Origin of the sequence: Agromyces sp. NPDC058110, from assembly GCF_042884735.1 — a bacterium.
GTDB lineage: Bacteria > Actinomycetota > Actinomycetes > Actinomycetales > Microbacteriaceae > Agromyces.
In genome coordinates this window covers 1-18,439 of sequence record NZ_JBHVTI010000005.1, presented here as the reverse complement: position 1 = coordinate 18,439, position 18,439 = coordinate 1, and the positions used below count along the sequence as shown (strand labels likewise).

The window sequence follows — 18,439 nt, the reverse complement described above, 5'->3', positions numbered from 1 at the left end:
CCTCCGGCACTCCGGCACCCCGGCACCCCGGCACCCCGGCACCCCGGCACTCCGGCACTCCGGCACTCCGGCACTCCGGCACCGGATTCTGCGCGAGAACCCCGCGACCAGCAATCAGCAACCTGCACGAGGAGAGAGATGCGCGACTACTCGCTGAAAGCGGATGGCGAGACCCACCGATTGGTGAGCGATCTCGCCTACCTCCTCGGCGAGACGAAGAAGCATGTCATCGCCGAGGCCGTCGCCCAATACGCCGCCCCGCGATTGCCCGCTGTCCGCGAACGTCGGCCGTTCACCGACCTGCCCGTTCGCCAGCGCCTCGCCCTGCGGCGGGATGAGCTGATCCGGGCGTTCGAACGGAGCGGGGCATCCGATGTCCGGCTCATCGGTCCATTCGCGAGCGGCGAGGACGTCGAGCTAGTGGAGATCCTCGCCGAGACCGACCTCATGATGGGAGGCGAGGCGGTGGACGTACTCGCCCGCGCGGCGCGCGAGATCCTCGCGACACCGGTCGAGGTCACTTCCGCGACCGCGGTCGCGCTCTTCCATCCCGAGCGTCTCGAACTGCTTCGCGCCGAGTCGACGCCGCTCTGAGGCGAGACCGGCGCGCTCGCCTCAGCTCAGAGGTTCACCCACTCGGTCGTGCCGCCGTCGAGGTGCTGGCGCTTCCAGATCGGGGTGTGTTCCTTGATGCGGTCGACGAGGTACCCGCACACCGAGAACGCCTGAGCTCGATGCGGTGCGGCGACCGAGGCGACGAGCGCCACGTCGCCGATCGCGAGGGAGCCGATGCGGTGGGCGGCGGCGAGGCGCAGCCCGGTCTCGCGAGCGACCTGCTCGAGCGTCTCGCGCAGGAACTGCTCGGCGGCCGGATGCGCCTCGTAGTCGAGCGCCGTGACCGCCTCGCCGTGATCGTGGTCGCGGATCACGCCTTCGAACGTCACGAGCGCGCCGTTCTCGGCCGAGCGCACGAACGCCTCGATCGCGTCGCGGTCGAGCACCTCCGTCGTGACCCGGGCGTAGACCTCGGGTTCGGTCGCGGGGCGTTCGAACGTCTCGTGCTCAGGCATGGTGGGTTCCTTCGGTACGGGTGGTCGGGCGCGGCGGCACGATCGCTTCCGGTGCTCCGCGCCGAGCGGATGCCGGGTGGTCGCCGCCCGCGACCTGGTCGACGAGGTGCGGCAGCAGGTCGTCGAGCACCGCGAGCCCGTCGGAGACCCCGCCGCGCGATCCGGGCAGGTTGACGACGACCGTTCGCCCGGCGATGCCGGCGCGCGCTCGGCTGAGCGCTGCGGTGGGCGTCGCCGCACGACCGGCCGCACGGATGGCCTCCGCGACGCCCGGCAGTTCCTGGTCGAGCACGGCCAGCGTCGCCTCGGGCGTGCGGTCGCCCGGGTTCACGCCGGTGCCCCCGGTCGTGATGAGCACGGTCGGCGAGCCGGCGACGGCACCGCGCACCGCATCGGCGATGTCGGCGTCGGCGACCACGACGGGCGCGGGCACCTCGAACCCGTGCGTGCTGAGCCAGTCCACGATCATGGGGCCCGTCGTGTCGGGCGCCTCGCCGGCGGCGGCACGCGTCGAGGAGACGAGCACGATCGCGCTGCGTGCGCCCGCGGCGTCCTGCTCGGGCTCGGAGATCGGCGATCCGCCCACTCCGTGCTCGGCCGCACCGTGCTCGGCCGAACCGGGCTCGCCCGCGGCACCCGCTCGCCAGACCCCGCGCTTGCCGCCGCGCTTCTCGACCAGGCGGATGCCGCCCGTCTGCGCCGCCGGGTCGATGGCCTTGACCATGTCGTGCAGGGTGAGCGCTGCGACGGCGACGGCCGTGAGCGCCTCCATCTCGATGCCCGTGCGCGCGGTGGTCGACACGGTCGCACGGATCGTGACGGCGGCCTGCTCGAACCCGAAGTCGATCGACACGGCGTCGAGCGGCACGATGTGCGCGAGCGGGATGAGGTCGCTCGTGCGCTTGGCGGCCTGGATGCCCGCGATGCGCGCGGTCGGCAGCACGTCGGCCTTCTTCAGCGCGTCACCCTGCACGAGTGCGACGACCTCGGCAGTCGTGTCGAGGCGACCTTCGGCGATCGCCACGCGACGCGTGACGGGCTTGCCGCCGACGTCGACCATGCGGGCGCGGCCGTCGTCGTCGAGATGGGTCAGCGAATGCATACCCTCACGCTAGCGACCATCGAGCGAGCCGTGAACCGCACGGCGGGTCGCGAGCACCGCAGTCGGTGTTCGCGACCCGCTCGTCGGAAGGCGTGGGCCGGTGGCTACGCCCCCGTGGGCGCTGCCCGCAGGAGCGCGCGCACCGAGGTGGTGCGGCGCCTCGCGACGGCGATCGTCGTCGCGCCGAACGCGAGCACGGCCCAGATCACCAGTCCGACGAACGCCGCGCCGACCCCGCTCGTCGAGGTGAGGGCCGAGACCATGCCGTTGTAGGCGGGGGTCGTCGGCATGAGCGCGGCGATGTCGGCGATGGGCCCGGGCACCGTCGAGACGACGCCGGTCGCGACCGCGAGCACGCCGACCAGCGCGGAGATCCACCGGCCGGCGCCGCCGAAGACCGCCACGAGTCCCTGGTTGACGGCGGCGAACGCGACACCGGCGGCCAGGCAGATCGAGGCGAACACGAGCCACTCGCCGAGATCGTACGACGCGGCGATCTGCACCACTCCCGCGACGAGCACGCCCTGCAGGGCGCCGAGCGCGGCCGCCGGCGCGAAGCCGCGCAGGGCGAGCAGTGCCGAGGGCGCCCGCGAGGTCAGCGCACGCCGCGACACGGCCTGCAGCACCACGAACGTCGCAAGGCCGCCGAACCAGAGCGCGAGGGTCGCGAGCAGCGGGATCGCGGATGCCCCGAACAGCGAGCTGCCCGTGCCGTCGGCCTCGACCGGGTCTGCCACGACCGATGCGAGGCTCTGCGCCTCGGATTCGGTGTACGACGGCACCGAGGTCGATGCGGTGCGGAGCCCGGTCGCGAGCTCGTCGGTGCCGTCGGCGAGCGACTGCACGCCGGTCGCGAGCGTTCCGGCGCCGGTCGCGAGCTGGTCGGCGCCCGAGCCCAGCTGGGTCGCCCCGTCGCCGAGTGCGCGCGCGCCGTCGGCGGACTGCGCGGTGCCGTCGGCGAGCTGGGTGAGGCCGGCCGCGAGCTCGTCGGTCTTGCCGGCCGCCTCGGTGAGGCCCGCACTCGTGCCCGTCGTGAGCTGGGCGATGCCGTCTGCGGTGGGCTGGGCGTAGCCGCTCGCGGTGCCGGCGGCCTTGGCCGCAGCGCCTGCATCGGTCGCGACAACGCCCGCCGATCCGGCCGCCGCCGCGAGGTCGGCACAGAAGGTGCTCCCGGGGGTCGGCGGCACGCACTGCGCGACGAGTGCGCCGAGGGACTGCGCGAGTTCGCCGGCCGCCATGGCGACGCCGAGGGTCTTCGATGCGGCATCCGAGGCGTTCGTGGCGCTCTGCTGCGCCGCGCCGACGAGCTCCTGGTTGTTCACCTTGGCCGCCGCATCGCGGAGGCCGCCGGCGAGCTGGCTCGCACCGTCGGCCGATGCGCTCGTGCCTCCGGCGATCTCGTCGAGCCCGCTGCCCAGCTGCGTCGCGCCGTCGGCGATGCCGGTCGCCCCGGTCGCGAGCTGCGTCGCGCCGTCGGGCAGGGCGGCGGCTCCGTCGGCGGCCTGCTGCGCACCGTCGGCGAGCTGCGCGGCGCCGTCGGCCGCCGTGCCGAGCTGCGTGCCGAGGTCGGTGAAGCCGAGGAACACGTTCTCGAGGTACGTGCTCGAGAGCTGTTCTCCGAGCACCGCGGTCGCGGTCGACGCGACCTGTGCCGTGATGGCGTCGTCGACGACCAGGCTGTCGGGCGGGGTCGACACCTCGATCGTCGCCTGCTCGGGCGTGCCGCCGGGCGCGGTCGAGGTCGCGGCGGCCGAGAAGTTCTCGGGGATCGTGATGACGGCGGCGTAGGTGCCGTCGGCGAGGCCGGACTTCGCGTCCTCGGCGTTCGAGATGGTCCACGTGAGGTTCTCGTCGTCGCCGCCGGTGCCCTCGACCAGGCCTGCCGTGAGCTGGCGCCCGAGCGGCACGAGCTGGTCGTCGATGGTCACGGGCTCGTCGTTGTTCACGATCGCCGCGTTGAGCTCGCCGAGCCGTTCGGTGGGGTTGTAGAGGGCCGCGACGAGGATGCCGCCGATCACGACGGGCAGCATGAGCACGCCGACGATCGTGAGCCAGGTGACGGGGCGCTTGGTGCGCGCCCGCTCGATTGGGAGGGTCATGCGTTCACCTCGGTGGTGGAGAGTTCAGGCGTCGCGGCGTCGGCCGCGGCGAGTTCGATGGCGGGGGCGTCGGGGTGGCCTGCTGCGGTGAGCACGGCGCGCGCGCCGTCGGCGTCGAGCGCCGACATCACGACGGTGACGGATGCCTCGAGCGAGGCGTCCCAGAGCAGGGCGGCGAGTCGGTCGCGGGTCGCCGGGTCGGTGACGTGGTCGATGCCGTCGACGACGACGATGGCCGTGCGACCGCGCAGGGCCTTGCGCAGCTCGACGACCGGGTCTTCGGCCTCGGCGAGCAGTGCGACGCCGACGTGCGCGCGCACCCATGCCGAACGCCCGGGCAGCAGGTGCCCGGCGACGCGCAGGCGGCCGCCGGTGGTGTCGATGCGTCCGGCGAGCGCCAGCAGCAGCGCGCGCGTGGCGAGTTCGTCGGGCCCGGCGACCACGACCGCCCTGCCGGGTTCGACGCGCACGCCGACGCCCTCGAACACGGTGACCTCACGTTCGACGAGCGAGAGGTCGGATGCCACGATCGCCGCCGTCGTGTCGGGCTCGGGCCAGTCGGCGAGCGCGCGCTCGCGTTCGACGGCCTCGCCCTCGATGTCGAAGTGCGGCAGGAGGCGATCGAGCCACTTGGGCAGCCACCAGGCCTTGTCGCCGAGCAGGGCCATGACGGCCGGCACGAGCGTCATGCGCACGATGAAGGCGTCGATCGCGATGCCGACGGCGAGGCCGAGCGCGATGGGCTTGAGCGACGAGTCGCCCTCGGGCACGAAGGCGGCGAACACGGCGAACATGATGACGGCCGCGGCCGTCACGACGCGCGCCGAGGCGGTGAAGCCGGAGCGCACCGCGCCGAGCGCGATGTCGCGGGGCTGGCGGCTCGAGTGGCCGTCGAGCGCTCGGCGGGCGTGCACGTAGTCCTCGCGCATGCGGCTGACGAGGAACACCTGGTAGTCCATCGCGAGGCCGAACAGCACGCCCATCGCGACGATCGGCATGAAGCTGATGATCGGCCCGACCTTCGTGACGTGGAGCAGGTCGGCGCCCCAGCCCCATTCGAAGACGGCGGCCACGACGCCGAAGGCGGCCACGACCGAGAGCAGGTACCCGGCGGCGGCGGTGATCGGCACCCAGATCGAGCGGAACACGATCGCGAGCAGGATGAGGGAGAGCCCGACCACGAAGACGCCGAACGGCACGAGCGCCGCACCGAGCCGGTCGGAGATGTCGATCGCGACGGCCGTGAAGCCGGTGACCTTGAGGTCGACGCCGTACTCGTCGAGGAAGTGGTCGTGCAGCCCGCGGAGCTCGCGCACGAGGTCGGCGGTGGCCGGGTCGTCGGGCGCGGTGGTCGGGATGACCTGCACGATGCCGGTGTCGGCGGTCTCGTTCGGCGTCGCGAGGGCGACGGTCTCGACGCCGGGCAGCTCGGCGATCTCGTCGCCCAGGTCTTCCATGAGGCCGAGCGGGTCGGTCGACGTCACGATGGTGCCGGTGAGCACGAGCGGGCCGTTGAAGCCCGGGCCGAAGTGCTCGGCGACGAGGTCGTACGAGACACGCGCCGGGTCGTCCTTCGGCAGCATGCCGGCGTTCGGCAGGGCGAGGGCGAGGCTTCCGGCGGGGATCGCGACGATGCCGAGTCCGAGCACGATCGCGACGGTCGTGACGACGGGGTGCCGCGTCACGAGGCCGACCCAGCGCGCGGCGAACCCGCGACGGGCGACCGCCTCGGTCTGGGCGCCGGGTGCCGCGGGCTCGCCGTCGACGGCCTGACGCCCGGCTGCGGCATCCGCTCGCTGCTGTCGTGCCCGGCGACGGCCGCGGGGTTCGCGGCGCTTCCAGCCGACGACGCGGCCCTTCACGAACCCGAGGAACGCGGGGGTCAGCGTGACGGCGACCAGCACGGCGATCGCGACCGCGACGGCTGCGGCGATGCCCATGACCGTGAGGAAGGGGATGTTCGCGAAGCCGAGGCCGATGAGCGCGATGAGCACCGTGATGCCGGCGAACACGACGGCGGAACCGGCGGTGCCGGTCGCACGCGCGGCCGACTCCTCGGGGTCTTCGCCCGCCCTCACCTGGTCTTGATGTCGGGCCATGATGAACAGCGCGTAGTCGATGCCGACCGCGAGGCCGAGCATGAGCGCGAGCAGCGGGGTCGTCGACGAGATGTCGGCGAACGCCGTCGACAGCATGATGAGCGACAGCGAGAGGCCGACGCCGATCACCGCGGAGGCGAGGGGCAGCGCGCCGACGGCGAACGAGCGGAAGACGACGATGAGTACGAACAGCGCGATGAGCACGCCGACGCCCTCGGTCAGGGTGATGCCCGGAACCGAGACCGCGAAGAGGTCGCCGCCGAGGGCGACCTGCGAACCGTCGGGCAACTCGGCGGCGAGCTCGTCGGTGATCTCGTGCAGGTGCTCCTTCGTCGACTCGGGCACGTCGGTGGCCTCGCCGTCGAACTGCAGGCGCACGAGGGCCGCGCTCCCGTCGTCGGAGACGAGGCCGGTGACCATCTCGTCGTAGGGGTCGGTCACCGCGAGCACGCCGTCGAGGTCTTCGATGTCGCCGATCGTCTGCTCGATGTCGGTCGTGTACGGGGCGTCTTCGACGCTGTCGCCGTCGGCGGCGACCACGATGAACTGCGCACTCGTGCCGCTCGCCTGGGGGAACGACCGGTTCAGCTGCTCGAGGCCGGCCTGCGCCTCGGTGCCGGGGATCGAGAAGCTGTTGCTCGTGCCCTTGCCGAACATCGCGAATGCACCGCCCGCGATGACGAGCAGCAGCAGCCACGAGACGAGCACACGCCACGGGTGACGGTACGACCAGCGGCCGAGCGAATAGAGCAGTGTGGACAAGGCAGCGCCTCCGGGCCGGATGTCAGGTGCGGGAGTTCGATACAGCGCTGTATCCGATACGTAGTTGTATCGTAGAGGGGTGAGGGCTCGCAAACCTGTGGCCTTCATGTGAATACGGGGGTTGAATGGCAGTCATGGCCGAACCGAGCAGCACGGCGACGACGACGCGCAGTCGTGAGAACACGCGACGCAAGCTCCTCGACGCCGCGGCGCAGGTGTTCGCCGAGGTGGGGCTCGCCGCGGCATCCGTCGAGGCCGTCTGCGACCGCGCCGGATTCACGCGCGGCGCCTTCTACTCGAACTTCGCGTCGAAGGACGAACTGTTCCTCGAACTCGCCGGCCAGGTCGCGAACCGTCGCGTCGAGGCCGTCACCGCACGCGTCGCCGAGCTCGAGTGCGACGGCACGCTCGACGAGAGCCACGTCGACGTCTTCGAGATCCTCGATCAGGTGCTCGAGGTGTCGGCCGACGACCGCCTGGGCGTGCTGCTCATGAGCGAGATCCGCATCCACGCGCTGCGAAACCCCGAGATGGCCGCCGCCTACCTCGCCCAAGAGGCCGAGATGCGGCGCAACGTCGCCCAGATCGTCGCCGACATCGGCCGAGCGAAGGGCATCTCGTTCCGCATCCCGGCGATCGAGGCGGCCCGCCTCATGCTGCTCGTCTGGGAGGGCAGCGCCGTGCGCGCGGCCATCGCCGGCGAGAACGCCGAACTCATCCACCGCGACACGAGCTCCGAGCTCGCGCTCGTGGCCGAGCTCATCATCGACGGGCCGACGCAGGCCTGACGGGCGGGCGCGTCAGCGCCTCAACGCCCGCAATGCCCCAGCACCTCGGCGCTTCAGAGACTCAGCGCTTCAGCGACTCGGCGCTTCAGAGACTCGGCGCTTCAGCGACTCGGCGCTTCAGAGCGCGACCACGTCGACGAGCTCGCCGGCTCCGAGTGCCGTGACGTCTTCAGGCACGACGAGGAGCAGGTCGGATGCGGCGAGCGCCGCCACGAGGTGCGACCCCGGTCCGCCGACCACGACCGCCCGGCCCGCCTCGTCGCGGCGGCCGCGCAGGTACTGCCGTCGGCCGGCGACCGAGACGAGCGGCTCGGCGAGCTCGAGGCGGTCGACGGATGCCGCGGGCAGCCCGGCGATGGCGCGCAGCGTCGGCGCGACGAAGAGCTCGAACGAGAGCTGCGCGCTCACGGGGTTGCCGGGGAACCCGATCACGGGCATGCCCCGGTAGGCCGCCGCGGCCTGGGGGCCTCCGGGCTGCATCGCGACCGAGCCGACCCAGGCGCCGAGCGGCTCGAGCAGTTCGCGCACGACCTCGTAAGCGCCCTTCGAGATGCCGCCGCTCGTGACGACGAGCTCGGCGCCGGCGTCGCGCGCCGCGTCGAGTTCGGCCCGCAGCCGGTCGACGTCGTCGCGCACGCGCGCCTCGAACACGACCACGGCGCCCGCGGCACGCACCGCCGACGCGAGGGCGACGCCGTTCGCGTCGGGGATCTCGCCGGCCCCGAGCTCGGCCCCCGGGGAGACGAGTTCGCTGCCGGTGCTCACGACGGCGACGCGCACGCGCTCGCGCACGAGCAGCTCGGTCAGCCCGGAGGCCGCCGCCGCCGCAAGGTGCCGCGAGCCGAGCTTGAGTCCGGGCGGCAGCACGTCGTCGCCGGCAGCGAGGTCGGAGCCGGCGTCGCGCACGAACGCACCGGGCGCGCGCGGCGCGAGGACGCGCACGGAGTCGGAGTCGCCGACCACGGCTTCGGTGTCCTCGACGGGCACGACGGCGTCGGCGCCTTCGGGCACCTGCGCTCCGGTCATGATCCGCACGGCGGTCCCGGGCGCGAGCGGCTCGGGCAGGCCCGGCGCCGCCGCGACCTCTCCTGAGATGGGCAGGACGACCGGCCCATCGGCGGCCGCCGCGACATCCGCGGCTCGCACGGCGAAGCCGTCCATCTGCGAGTTGCGGAACGGCGGCAGGGCGATCGGCGACTCGACGGGCGATGCCGTGATGCGGCCGAGTGCGTCGGCCACCGCCACACGCTCGGTCGGCCGGGCACCGAGTCCGGAGAGCAGGGAGCGCACGAACGCGGCGTGCTCCTCGACGCCCACCCGTGCGCTCATCGCTCGGTCTCCGTCTGGCAGTGTTCGGCCGGCCGGCGGTCTTCGGCCGGTGCGGCGGCGTTGCGGATCATGCCCCCGATTCTCGCAGGCATCGCGCGCGAGCACATCACGAACACATCACAGTGATCTCATATCGTGGAAGAACATTTCCGTTGTGTGAGTAGAGTAACGTGACAGTTCCGCGAATACGGGAGAAACCATGAATCAGTTCCGCATCAGCGAGGCGGCCGCGCTCCTCGGGGTGAGCGACGACACCGTCCGCCGCTGGGCCGACCAGGGCCGCATCGCCCTCACCCGCGGCGCGAACGGCATGCAGGTCGTCGAAGGCTCCGAGCTCGTCGGGCTCATGACCGAGCACGCGGGCGGCAGCGCGCTCGCCGACGCGTTCCCCCTCGCACGCACGTCGGCCCGGAATCACTTCATCGGCCTCGTCACCGCCGTGCAGCGCGACGGCGTCATGGCGCAGGTCGAGCTGCAGGCCGGGCCGTTCCGGATCGTCTCGCTCATGAGCCGCGAAGCCGCAGACGAACTCGGACTCGAGCCGGGCGTGCTCGCCGCGGCGAGCGCCAAAGCCACCGTCGTCACCATCGAACTTCCCAGAGGAGCCACGTCATGACCCGATCCACCCGCACGACCCTGCGCACCGCCTCCGGCCTTGCCGCGGCAGCGCTCACCGCGCTCGCCCTCGCCGGGTGCGCGACGACCGGCTCGGGCGGCGACGCAGATCCGAGCGCTCCGGCCGAGATATCGGCGAGCCCCGATCTGGCCGCAGCCGAGGTCACCGTGCTCGCCGCGGCATCCCTCACCGAGGCCTTCGATGATCTCGCCACCCAGTTCGAGGCGGCGAACCCGAGCGTCGAGGTCACCGTGAGCTACGGCGGCAGCGGTGCGCTCGCGACGCAGATCATCGAGGGAGCCCCGGCCGATGTGTTCGCCTCTGCGGCCGAACCGCCCATGCAGCAGGTCGTCGATGCCGGCCTGGCCGAAGACCCCGTCGTCTTCGCCACGAACACGCTGGAGCTCGTGGTGCCGGCCGGCAACCCGGCTGGAGTCACCGGGCTCGACGACCTGGCGAACGCCGACCTGCGCATCGCGCTCTGCGACGAGTCGGTGCCGTGCGGCGCGGCCTCGGCGAAGCTCCTCGCGAACGAGGGCATCACGGCCGCACCCGACACGCTCGAGTCCGACGTCAAGGCCGTGCTCACGAAGGTCTCGCTCGGCGAGGTCGACGCGGCGCTCGTCTACCGCACCGACGTGCAGGCCGCCGGAGACGACGTCGAGGGCATCGAGGTCGAGGCCGCCGCCGACGTGGTCAACCGCTACCCGATCGCCGCGATCACCGCCGCCGAGGCCGACGAGGCGCAGGCCGCGGCAGCCGCCGCGTTCGTCGAGTTCGTCACGGGCGACCCGGGTCGCGAGACGCTCGACTCCTACGGCTTCGGAACCCCGTAGTGGCGCGAGCGGCAGCACGTACCACCGGGCGACTCGCCTGGCCGGTCACGGCGATCGCCGTCGTGGCGCTCGCCGTGCTCGTGCTGCCGCTCGTCGCCCTCGTGGCGCGGGCACCGTGGGCCGAGCTGCCCGAACTGCTCGCGAGCAGCGCGGTGCTCGACGCGCTCGTGCTCTCGTTCACGACGGCCCTGCTGGCCACCGCGATCTGCCTCGTGCTCGGCATCCCGCTCGCGGCCCTCGTCGCGCACGCCGAGTCGTGGCCGGTGCTGCCGCGACGCCTGCTGCGGGCCGCGGTCACCGTGCCGCTCGTGCTGCCGCCGGTGGTCGGCGGCATCGCCCTGCTCATGCTGCTGGGTCGGCGCGGGCTCCTCGGGCAGTGGCTCGACGAGGCCTTCGGCATCACGATCCCGTTCACGACGGGCGCGGTCGTGATCGCCCAGGTGTTCGTCGCGCTGCCGTTCCTCGTGTTCGCGGTCGAGGGCGCCCTGCGCTCCTCCGACCGCCGCACCGAACTCGCGGCTGCGACGCTCGGCGCATCGCGCTGGCAGGTGTTCCGCCACGTCACGCTGCCGCTCGTCGCACCCGGCGTCGCCGCGGGCGGCGTGCTCTGCTTCACGCGCGCCCTCGGCGAGTTCGGTGCGACGATCACCTTCGCAGGTTCGCTGCCCGGCACGACCCGCACCCTGCCGATCGCGAGCTACCTCGCCATGCAGACCGACCCAGACGAGGCCGTCGCGCTGGCCCTGCTGCTGCTCGCGGTGTCGATCGTCGTGCTGCTCACGCTCCGTGACCGCTGGCTTCCGGGGGCGACGGCATGAGCGGCGAGCGCCACGTGCCCGGACAGGGTGGTCCGAGCCGCGACCGGCTTCGGTCCTCGGATGCCGCGGGCGACCGCCCCGGGCTCGAGGTCGACGTCGAGCTGAGCCTCGGTGCCACGCGCATCGCGGCGACGTTCGACGTGCGGGCGGGGCATCCGCTCGCGATCATCGGCCCGAACGGCGCCGGAAAGTCGAGCCTGCTGTCGGCGATCGCGGGGCTCGTGCCGCTCGAGGCCGGCAGCATCTCGATCGGCGCCCGTCGCATCGACGCGCTGCCGCCGGAGCGACGACGCGTCGGCGTCGTCTTCCAGGACTACGTGCTGTTCCCGCACCTGAACGTGCGCGACAACGTCGCCTTCGCGGCGCGCATGCGCGGATCGCGGTCGGCCGCGCGTGCGGCGGCCCAGCCGTGGCTCGAGCGCTACGACCTCGTCGCGCTCGCCGATCGCCTGCCGGCCGAGCTCTCGGGCGGGCAGCGCCAGCGCGCGGCCCTCGCGCGCGCGCTGGCGGCCGAGCCCGACGTGCTCCTGCTCGACGAGCCGATGTCGGCGCTCGACGTCGAGGTGCGTGCCGACATGCGCGCCGAGCTCGCCACCCACGTGCGCGAGTTCGGCGGCGCGACCGTGCTCGTCACGCACAGCCCGGCCGATGCCGCCGCGCTCGCGGACTCCGTGCTCGTGCTCGAGTCCGGGCGGGTCACCCAGCGGGGCACGCTCGACGCGATCCGCGCCGACCCGGCGACGCCGTACGTCCGGCGCATGCTCGCGGCATCCGACGGCTGACCATCGGCCCGTCCCGGCCGTCGAACCGCCTAGTCGGCCGACCGAGGCGTGTCGAACCGCGTCTCCGTCGGCGGCTCGAACTCGACCTCGGCCCATTCCTCGATGTCGAAGTCGAGCTCGAGCACCGCGCACGTCGGCATCTCGCCGATCGAGCCGGTGAGGTCGAAGGCGAGGTCGGCCATGCCGGGGTTGTGCGCCACGATCATGGCGCGCTGCACGTCGGAGGCGAGATCGCCGACCACGCGCAGGATCGTCTGCGGCGACGATCCGTACAGGCGTTCGTCGAATTCGACGGATGCCTCGCCCACGCCGAGGGCCTCGGCCATGAGGCCCGCCGTGGTGCGCGCCCGCAGCGCCGTGCTCGAGACGATCGCGTCGGGGATCGAGCCTCGATCGCGCAACCGCGCGCCCATCGCCGGGGCGTCGCGCAGCCCTCGCTCGTTGAGCGGCCGATCGTGGTCGGAGAGTCCCGGCTGTCCCCAGTCGGACTTGGCGTGGCGCACGAGCATGAGCGTCTTCATGCGCCGAGTCTGCCACCGCGTGCCCGCCGCCGCACCGGCAGCACCGGCAGCGGGCACGCAGCTCACTCCGCCGCGGGCCGCCCCCGCATCGCGAGCCCGGCCGCGAACTCGAGCACGCAGAGCGCCGCGAGCCGCACGGTGCGCTGGTCGGCGGCATCCGTCGTCGCGTCGATCTCGACGAGGTCGGCGCTGCGCACGCGGTCGTCGGAGGCCGCCGCCCGCACGAGCGCGCGCAGCTCCCACGCGGCGATGCCGCCGGGCACCGAGGCCGGGCAGGCCGGCGCGACCGCCCGATCGCACACGTCGACGTCGACGTCGAGGTGCACGGGGCCGCCCGCCGCTCCGGCGACGGCGAGCGCCTCCGCCATGACGTCGGCCGGCGAGCGGTGGTGCAGCTCGTCGCGATGGATCACCGTGATGCCGAGGTCCTGCGCCCGGCGGGCGTACTCCGCGGAGTTGGCGAAGTCGGCGATGCCGATCTGCACGATGCGCGCGGGGTGGAGCCCGGCCTCGACGAGACGACGCACCGGCGAGCCGTTCGAGACGCCGTCGCGCAGGTCGTAGTGCGCGTCGATCGTGACGAGCCCGGCTCGACCGAGGTCGTCGCCCCAAGCTCCGAGCGCGGTCGCGACCGTCACCGAATTGTCGCCGCCGAGCGCCATGAGGCTGCGCGCGCGCTCCAGTGCCGAGCCCACCGCGGCGCGCGTGCGCGCCTCGCCCTCCGGCCCGTCGGGCTCCTCGACATCGCCGGCGTCGACGATCACGAGTCCCCCCTCGCCCGCTCCGCCGAGGTCGCGCACGACGCCGTCAGCGGCCCGGTCCGGCATCACCGCCGGGCTGTACCGTCGCAACGCGTCGCGGATCGCGGCCGGCGTCGCGTGGGCGTTCGTGGTTGACAACGAGGTGCGCCACGCCGGTACGCCGAGCAGTGCGAGATCGACGGATGCCGCGGCATCCGTCTCGTCGAGGGCGGGCCAACCGCCGGCCCGCGGCCAGCTCGGATCGTGCGAGAGCGTGGACATGGCAGCACGCTACCGATCGTGCCGGGGAGCCTGCGCCGCCCCCGCCGAGGTTCGCGTCTGCGATCCCGGACGCCTCACCCCCGCAGCTGTGCGAGCAGCTCGCGCTCGCGCGCGGCCGACAGTCCGGCCCTGCGCTCGCGATCGAGCCCCTGCGCCCGCTCCCATTCGAGGGTCTGCCGGAGCAGCTGCTCGAGCGGCCTGACCGTGAGCCCGGCACGTTTCGCGGCCGCGTTGGATCGATCCTGGAACGCCCGCCATTCGGGGTCGCGGATCCAGAGCGGCAGCGATTCGGGCCCCGACCACTCGGCGACCCCCTGCTCGGCGAGCCACTCTGGCGAGGCCGCGACGACCTCTCCGTCGTACCCGGCCACGGCGGTCGCCGCCGCGAGCCAGTCGCCGAACGTTCCGCGATCGCCGACCACGTTGAACTCGCCGGTGGCCCTGCGCTCCACGGCGTCCACGACGAACCGCACGAGGTCGTCGACGTGCACGGCCTGCGCGGCGTCGTCGAGCACGTCGGGCACGAGCACCGGCCCGCCGTCGCGCGCCGCCTGTGCGGCCCGCGCGACCCAGTAGCCGCTGCGCCCCGAGGCATCGCCCGGTCCGGCGATGAGGCCCGGCCGCACGGCGAGGAACCGCCCGTCGAACGCCTCGCGGTACGCCTGCTCGATCGCGGACTTCGCCTCGCCGTAGGTCTCGGGCGTCGACTCGTCGGCGTCGAGGGGCGCCAGCAGTGCGGCGCGTTCGTCGGCGCCCGGTTCATCCTGGGCGGCATAGACGTTGCACGACGAGATGAAGGTCGCGTGCCCGACCGAACCGGCGAGGTCGGCCGCCGCCCGACGGGCGTAACCGGGCTGACGGGTCACGTCGATCATCGCGTCCCACGATCGCCCGGCCACCTCCGCGTAGGCGCCCGGTTCGGAGCGGTCCGCCCGCACGAGGGCGGCTCCTTCGGCGACGCCGCCGGCCTCCCCGCGCGCCAGGCACGTCACCCGGTGGCCGCGTGCGACCGCCTCCGCCGAGAGCGTGCGTCCGAGCCATTGCGTGCCGCCGAGAACGAGCAGGTCCATGCCGTCATCCCACCACAGGCCGCATGCCGGCGGCACCCGTGTTCACGCTCCGCGAACCTCGGGAATCCAGCGCGATCCCATCGCGCGCCCGGCAGTCCGTGATAGGCAGGGAGCATGGGCAGGATCACCGCGCGGACGCGGGTCACCAGAATCACGGTCGGCGGCCGCACGAGCCGTCGCGACGACCTCCTCGCGGTCGAGGAACCGCTCGAGATCCGCGTCGGGCGGGCGCCGCTGGCCGTCACGATGCGCACTCCCGGTCATGACATCGACCTCGCGGTCGGCTTCCTCGTCTCCGAGGGCGTCGTGTCCCGCGGCGACCAGGTGACCGCGGCGATCCACTGCGCCGGCGACGACGGCGAGAACACCTACAACGTGCTCGACCTCACCCTCGCGCCCGGCGTCCAGGTTCCGGATGCCGCGGCGCAGCGCGCGACGTACGTCTCCAGCTCGTGCGGCGTCTGCGGCAAGGCGAGCATCGACGCCGTGCACACGCGCACGTCGCATCCGGTCGCCGATGCCGACCTCCGCGTGCCCGCCGAGCTGCTCGTGCGGTTCCCGGATCGACTCCGCGCCGGGCAGGAGGTCTTCGAGAAGACCGGCGGCCTGCACGCGGCAGCGCTCTTCGACGGCCGCACCGGCGAGATGCTCGTGCTCCGCGAAGACGTGGGGCGGCACAACGCCGTCGACAAGGTCATCGGCTGGGCCGCCCGCGAGGGGCTGCTCCCCCTGCGCGGGATGGTGCTGCAGGTGTCGGGCCGGGCGAGCTTCGAGCTCACCCAGAAGGCCTCGATGGCCGGCATCCCGATGCTCGCCGCGGTGTCGGCGCCGTCGTCGCTCGCCGTCGAGCACGCGAAGCACGCCGGCATCACCCTCGTCGGCTTCATGCGCGGCGACTCGATGGTCGTCTACGCGGGCGCCGAGCGGATCGTCGAGCAGCCGATCGAGGCCGAGCGAGCAGCCGCCCGCCCCGCTGCGCACGGAGCCGAGCACCTCGCCGCACAGGCCTCCCGACCCGCGACGGCGGGCTGACATGGCCGACCCCCGCGCCACGGCCGCCGACGGCCCCTATCCCGACCTCGAGGTCGGGCACAACAAGACGTGGGCGGTCGGCGCCCCCGGCATCCTGCACTCCATGGAACCCGCACTCGCGCACATGGGCCTGTCCCGCACGGCGCGTCTCGCCCTCGCGATCAACCAGAAGGACGGCTTCGACTGCATGAGCTGCGCCTGGCCCGACCCAGGTCATCGCAACACGCTCGAGTTCTGCGAGAACGGCATGAAGGCCACCACCTGGGAGGCGACGCCGATCACGGTGCCGCGCTCCTTCTGGGCGGAGCACTCGCTCACGTCGCTGCTCGACCGGAGCGAGTACTGGCTCGGCCAGCAGGGCCGCCTGACGGAGCCGGTGCACAAGCCCGCGGGCTCCGACCACTACGAGCCGATCTCGTGGGACGACGCCTTCGCGCTCGTGGCGCGTCGCCTGAACGCCCTGGACTCGCCCGATCGGGCGGCGTTCTACACGAGCGGCCGCGCATCGAACGAGGCCGCCTTCCTGTACCAGCTCTTCGTGCGCGCGCTCGGCACGAACAACCTGCCCGACTGCTCGAACATGTGCCACGAGTCGACCGGCACTGCGTTGAACGCGACGATCGGCATCGGCAAGTCGACCGTCGCCTACGACGACTTCGGCAAGGCCGATCTCGTGATCGTCATGGGCCAGAACCCCGGCACCAACCATCCGCGCATGCTCACAGCACTCGAGGAGACCAAGCGCAACGGCGGGCGCGTCGTCTCGGTCAACGTGCTGCCAGAGGCCGGCCTCGTCCGCTACAAGAACCCGCAGAAGGTGCGCGGCCTGCTCGGCAAGGGCACGGTCATCGCCGACCGGTTCCTGCAGATCCGCTCGGGCGGCGACATGGCCCTGCTCCAGGCCCTGTCGAAGCGGGTGCTCGACGCCGAAGACGCCGCACCGGGCACGGTGCTCGACCACGCCTTCCTCGCCGACCGCACGAGCGGCCTCGACGCGTTGCGCGCGCATCTCGCGCACCTCGATGAAGCGGATGTCGCCGCGGCCACGGGCCTCGACGTCGGCGAGATCGATGCACTGGCCGCCGACTACCTCGCCGCCGACCGGGTCATCATCACCTGGGCGATGGGCCTCACCCAGCACAGGAAGGCCGTGGCGACGATCAAGGAGATCGTCAACCTGCTGCTGCTCAGGGGCAACATCGGCAAGCCCGGCGCAGGAGCTTCGCCGATCCGCGGGCACAGCAATGTGCAGGGCGACCGCACGATGGGCATCTGGGAGCGCATGCCCGAGCCGTTCCTCGCGGGACTCGACCGGGAGTTCGGCTTCAGCGCGCCCCGCAAGCACGGGTACGACGCGCTGCAGACGGTGCACGGCCTCCGCGACGGCGACCTCGACGTGTTCGTGGCGCTCGGCGGCAACTTCGTCGGCGCGATCTCCGATACCGCCGCAGCCGAAGCCGCCATGCGCGGGGCGAAGCTGACCGTGCAGGTCTCGACCAAGCTCAACCGGTCGCACGTGGTCACGGGGGAGGAGGCGCTCATCCTGCCCACCCTCGGACGCACCGAGGTCGACCTGCAGGCGACCGGACCGCAGTTCGTCTCCGTCGAGGACAGCGTCTGCGCGGTGCACGCGAGTCACGGAGCGATCCCGCCCGTCGCCGAAGGACTGCGGTCCGAGGTGGCGATCGTCTGCGCGCTCGCCTCCGCGACCCTCGGCGACCGGTACGGCATTCCCTGGTCGGCGTTCGCAGGCGACTACGACCTCATCCGCGACCGCATCTCGCGCGTGGTGCCCGGATTCTCCGACTACAACACCGACGTCCGGCGCGAAGGCGGCTTCGTCCTCCCGAACGGCCCGCGCGACGAGCGCCGCTTCGACACTCCCACCGGCAGGGCGATGCTGACCGTCAACGAGCTCGAGCACCTCGAGCGGCCGGCGGGGCGGCTGATCCTGCAGACCCTCAGGTCGCACGACCAGTTCAACACCACCATCTACGGGTTGAACGACCGGTACCGCGGCATCAGGAAGGGGCGCGACGTGGTGTTCGTGCACCCCGACGACCTCGCGGAACTCGGACTCGACGACGGCGATCGGGTCGATGTCGTGAGCGAGTGGCCCGGACAGCCCGATCGGACGCTGGCGAACCAGCGCGTCGTGGCGTACCCGACCGCACGCGGCTGCGCCGCCGCCTACTATCCCGAGGCGAACGTGCTGATCCCGCTCGAGAGTGCGGCGGAGGAGTCGAACACTCCCGTCTCGAAAGCCGTGATCGTGCGACTGGAGCGGCCCACGGAGCGGGCGTGAGCCGCCGTTCACGACAGACGGGCCGACGTCAACGACAGAAGGGCCGCCCCTGCGGGGCGGCCCTTCTGGTCGATCGCGACCGGCACGTTCATCGTGCGGTTGGTGTGTTAAATGCGAAGAGCCGCCCACGTGGTGGGCGGCTCTTCGGGAATGGTTGTCCGGCGGTGTCCTACTCTCCCACAGGGTCC

16 protein-coding genes are annotated in these 18,439 nt (G+C 72.7%); 8 read left to right on the top strand and 8 right to left on the bottom strand.

Annotation, left to right across the window (positions count from 1 at the left end):
* Window positions 1-138 precede the first annotated feature (138 nt).
* The gene (locus tag ACFVS8_RS12875) at window positions 139-594 is read left to right on the top strand and encodes a hypothetical protein (RefSeq protein ID WP_387062668.1); all 456 of its coding nucleotides are present in this window, start codon (window positions 139-141) and stop codon (window positions 592-594) included.
* Window positions 595-620: 26 nt separating this feature from the next.
* On the opposite strand, the gene ACFVS8_RS12870 is transcribed toward ACFVS8_RS12875, so the two are convergent.
* The 4 genes from ACFVS8_RS12870 to ACFVS8_RS12855 all read right to left on the bottom strand — a co-directional run bounded on the left by ACFVS8_RS12870 (window position 621) and on the right by ACFVS8_RS12855 (window position 7,132).
* Window positions 621-1,070 (bottom strand): molybdenum cofactor biosynthesis protein MoaE, encoded by a 450-nt coding sequence (locus tag ACFVS8_RS12870; RefSeq protein WP_387062665.1) that lies wholly within the window; start codon window positions 1,068-1,070, stop codon window positions 621-623.
* Window positions 1,063-2,172 carry a bifunctional molybdenum cofactor biosynthesis protein MoaC/MoaB gene (gene moaCB, locus ACFVS8_RS12865; RefSeq protein ID WP_387062662.1) on the bottom strand — a complete coding sequence of 370 codons (1,110 nt, stop codon included), beginning with the start codon at window positions 2,170-2,172 and terminating at the stop codon, window positions 1,063-1,065. Before moaCB ends, ACFVS8_RS12870 begins: the two co-directional genes overlap by 8 nt.
* Before the next feature lie 104 nt (window positions 2,173-2,276).
* A complete protein-coding gene (locus ACFVS8_RS12860; protein ID WP_387062659.1) occupies window positions 2,277-4,271 on the bottom strand; it encodes a YhgE/Pip domain-containing protein in 1,995 nt (664 codons plus the stop codon).
* Window positions 4,268-7,132 (bottom strand): MMPL family transporter, encoded by a 2,865-nt coding sequence (locus ACFVS8_RS12855; RefSeq protein ID WP_387062656.1) that lies wholly within the window; start codon window positions 7,130-7,132, stop codon window positions 4,268-4,270. The genes ACFVS8_RS12860 and ACFVS8_RS12855 overlap by 4 nt, the downstream gene beginning before the upstream one ends.
* A gap of 134 nt (window positions 7,133-7,266) precedes the next feature.
* Between ACFVS8_RS12855 and ACFVS8_RS12850 the strand changes: the two genes are divergently transcribed.
* Window positions 7,267-7,920, top strand: coding sequence for a TetR/AcrR family transcriptional regulator (locus ACFVS8_RS12850; RefSeq protein WP_387062653.1), 654 nt, complete (start codon window positions 7,267-7,269; stop codon window positions 7,918-7,920).
* Window positions 7,921-8,037: 117 nt separating this feature from the next.
* Here ACFVS8_RS12850 and glp read toward each other — a convergent pair whose 3' ends face one another.
* Window positions 8,038-9,249: a gephyrin-like molybdotransferase Glp gene (gene glp / locus ACFVS8_RS12845; RefSeq protein ID WP_387062650.1), complete on the bottom strand. Its 1,212-nt coding sequence runs from the start codon at window positions 9,247-9,249 to the stop codon at window positions 8,038-8,040.
* A 199-nt stretch (window positions 9,250-9,448) separates the two neighbouring features.
* Here glp and ACFVS8_RS12840 point away from each other — a divergent pair, with 199 nt between their 5' ends.
* Genes ACFVS8_RS12840 through ACFVS8_RS12825 form a run of 4 tightly spaced genes read left to right on the top strand, consistent with a single transcriptional unit; the run spans window position 9,449 to window position 12,301 of the window.
* On the top strand, window positions 9,449-9,865 hold the full coding sequence (locus tag ACFVS8_RS12840) for a molybdopterin-binding protein (RefSeq protein ID WP_387062648.1): 417 nt from the start codon (window positions 9,449-9,451) through the stop codon (window positions 9,863-9,865).
* Window positions 9,862-10,701 (top strand): molybdate ABC transporter substrate-binding protein, encoded by an 840-nt coding sequence (gene modA, locus ACFVS8_RS12835; protein WP_387062645.1) that lies wholly within the window; start codon window positions 9,862-9,864, stop codon window positions 10,699-10,701. The genes ACFVS8_RS12840 and modA overlap by 4 nt, the downstream gene beginning before the upstream one ends.
* Complete coding sequence (locus ACFVS8_RS12830) at window positions 10,701-11,519, top strand: ABC transporter permease (RefSeq protein WP_387062642.1); 819 nt, start codon at window positions 10,701-10,703, stop codon at window positions 11,517-11,519. Before modA ends, ACFVS8_RS12830 begins: the two co-directional genes overlap by 1 nt.
* On the top strand, window positions 11,516-12,301 hold the full coding sequence (locus ACFVS8_RS12825; RefSeq protein ID WP_387062640.1) for an ABC transporter ATP-binding protein: 786 nt from the start codon (window positions 11,516-11,518) through the stop codon (window positions 12,299-12,301). Before ACFVS8_RS12830 ends, ACFVS8_RS12825 begins: the two co-directional genes overlap by 4 nt.
* 29 nt (window positions 12,302-12,330) lie before the next feature.
* Here ACFVS8_RS12825 and ACFVS8_RS12820 read toward each other — a convergent pair whose 3' ends face one another.
* The 3 genes from ACFVS8_RS12820 to ACFVS8_RS12810 all read right to left on the bottom strand — a co-directional run bounded on the left by ACFVS8_RS12820 (window position 12,331) and on the right by ACFVS8_RS12810 (window position 14,914).
* Window positions 12,331-12,822: a SixA phosphatase family protein gene (locus tag ACFVS8_RS12820; protein WP_387062637.1), complete on the bottom strand. Its 492-nt coding sequence runs from the start codon at window positions 12,820-12,822 to the stop codon at window positions 12,331-12,333.
* Between the two features lie 62 nt (window positions 12,823-12,884).
* Window positions 12,885-13,844 (bottom strand): arginase family protein, encoded by a 960-nt coding sequence (locus ACFVS8_RS12815; protein WP_387062635.1) that lies wholly within the window; start codon window positions 13,842-13,844, stop codon window positions 12,885-12,887.
* Between the two features lie 74 nt (window positions 13,845-13,918).
* Window positions 13,919-14,914, bottom strand: coding sequence for an NAD-dependent epimerase/dehydratase family protein (locus ACFVS8_RS12810; RefSeq protein ID WP_387062632.1), 996 nt, complete (start codon window positions 14,912-14,914; stop codon window positions 13,919-13,921).
* Window positions 14,915-15,028: 114 nt separating this feature from the next.
* Between ACFVS8_RS12810 and fdhD the strand changes: the two genes are divergently transcribed.
* Both fdhD and ACFVS8_RS12800 read left to right on the top strand, forming a co-directional pair.
* Window positions 15,029-15,946, top strand: a complete 918-nt coding sequence (fdhD, locus tag ACFVS8_RS12805; protein ID WP_387062629.1) for a formate dehydrogenase accessory sulfurtransferase FdhD — start codon at window positions 15,029-15,031, stop codon at window positions 15,944-15,946.
* 1 nt (window position 15,947) lies between these two features.
* Window positions 15,948-18,251 carry an FdhF/YdeP family oxidoreductase gene (locus ACFVS8_RS12800; RefSeq protein WP_387062626.1) on the top strand — a complete coding sequence of 768 codons (2,304 nt, stop codon included), beginning with the start codon at window positions 15,948-15,950 and terminating at the stop codon, window positions 18,249-18,251.
* Window positions 18,252-18,439: the final 188 nt, after the last annotated feature.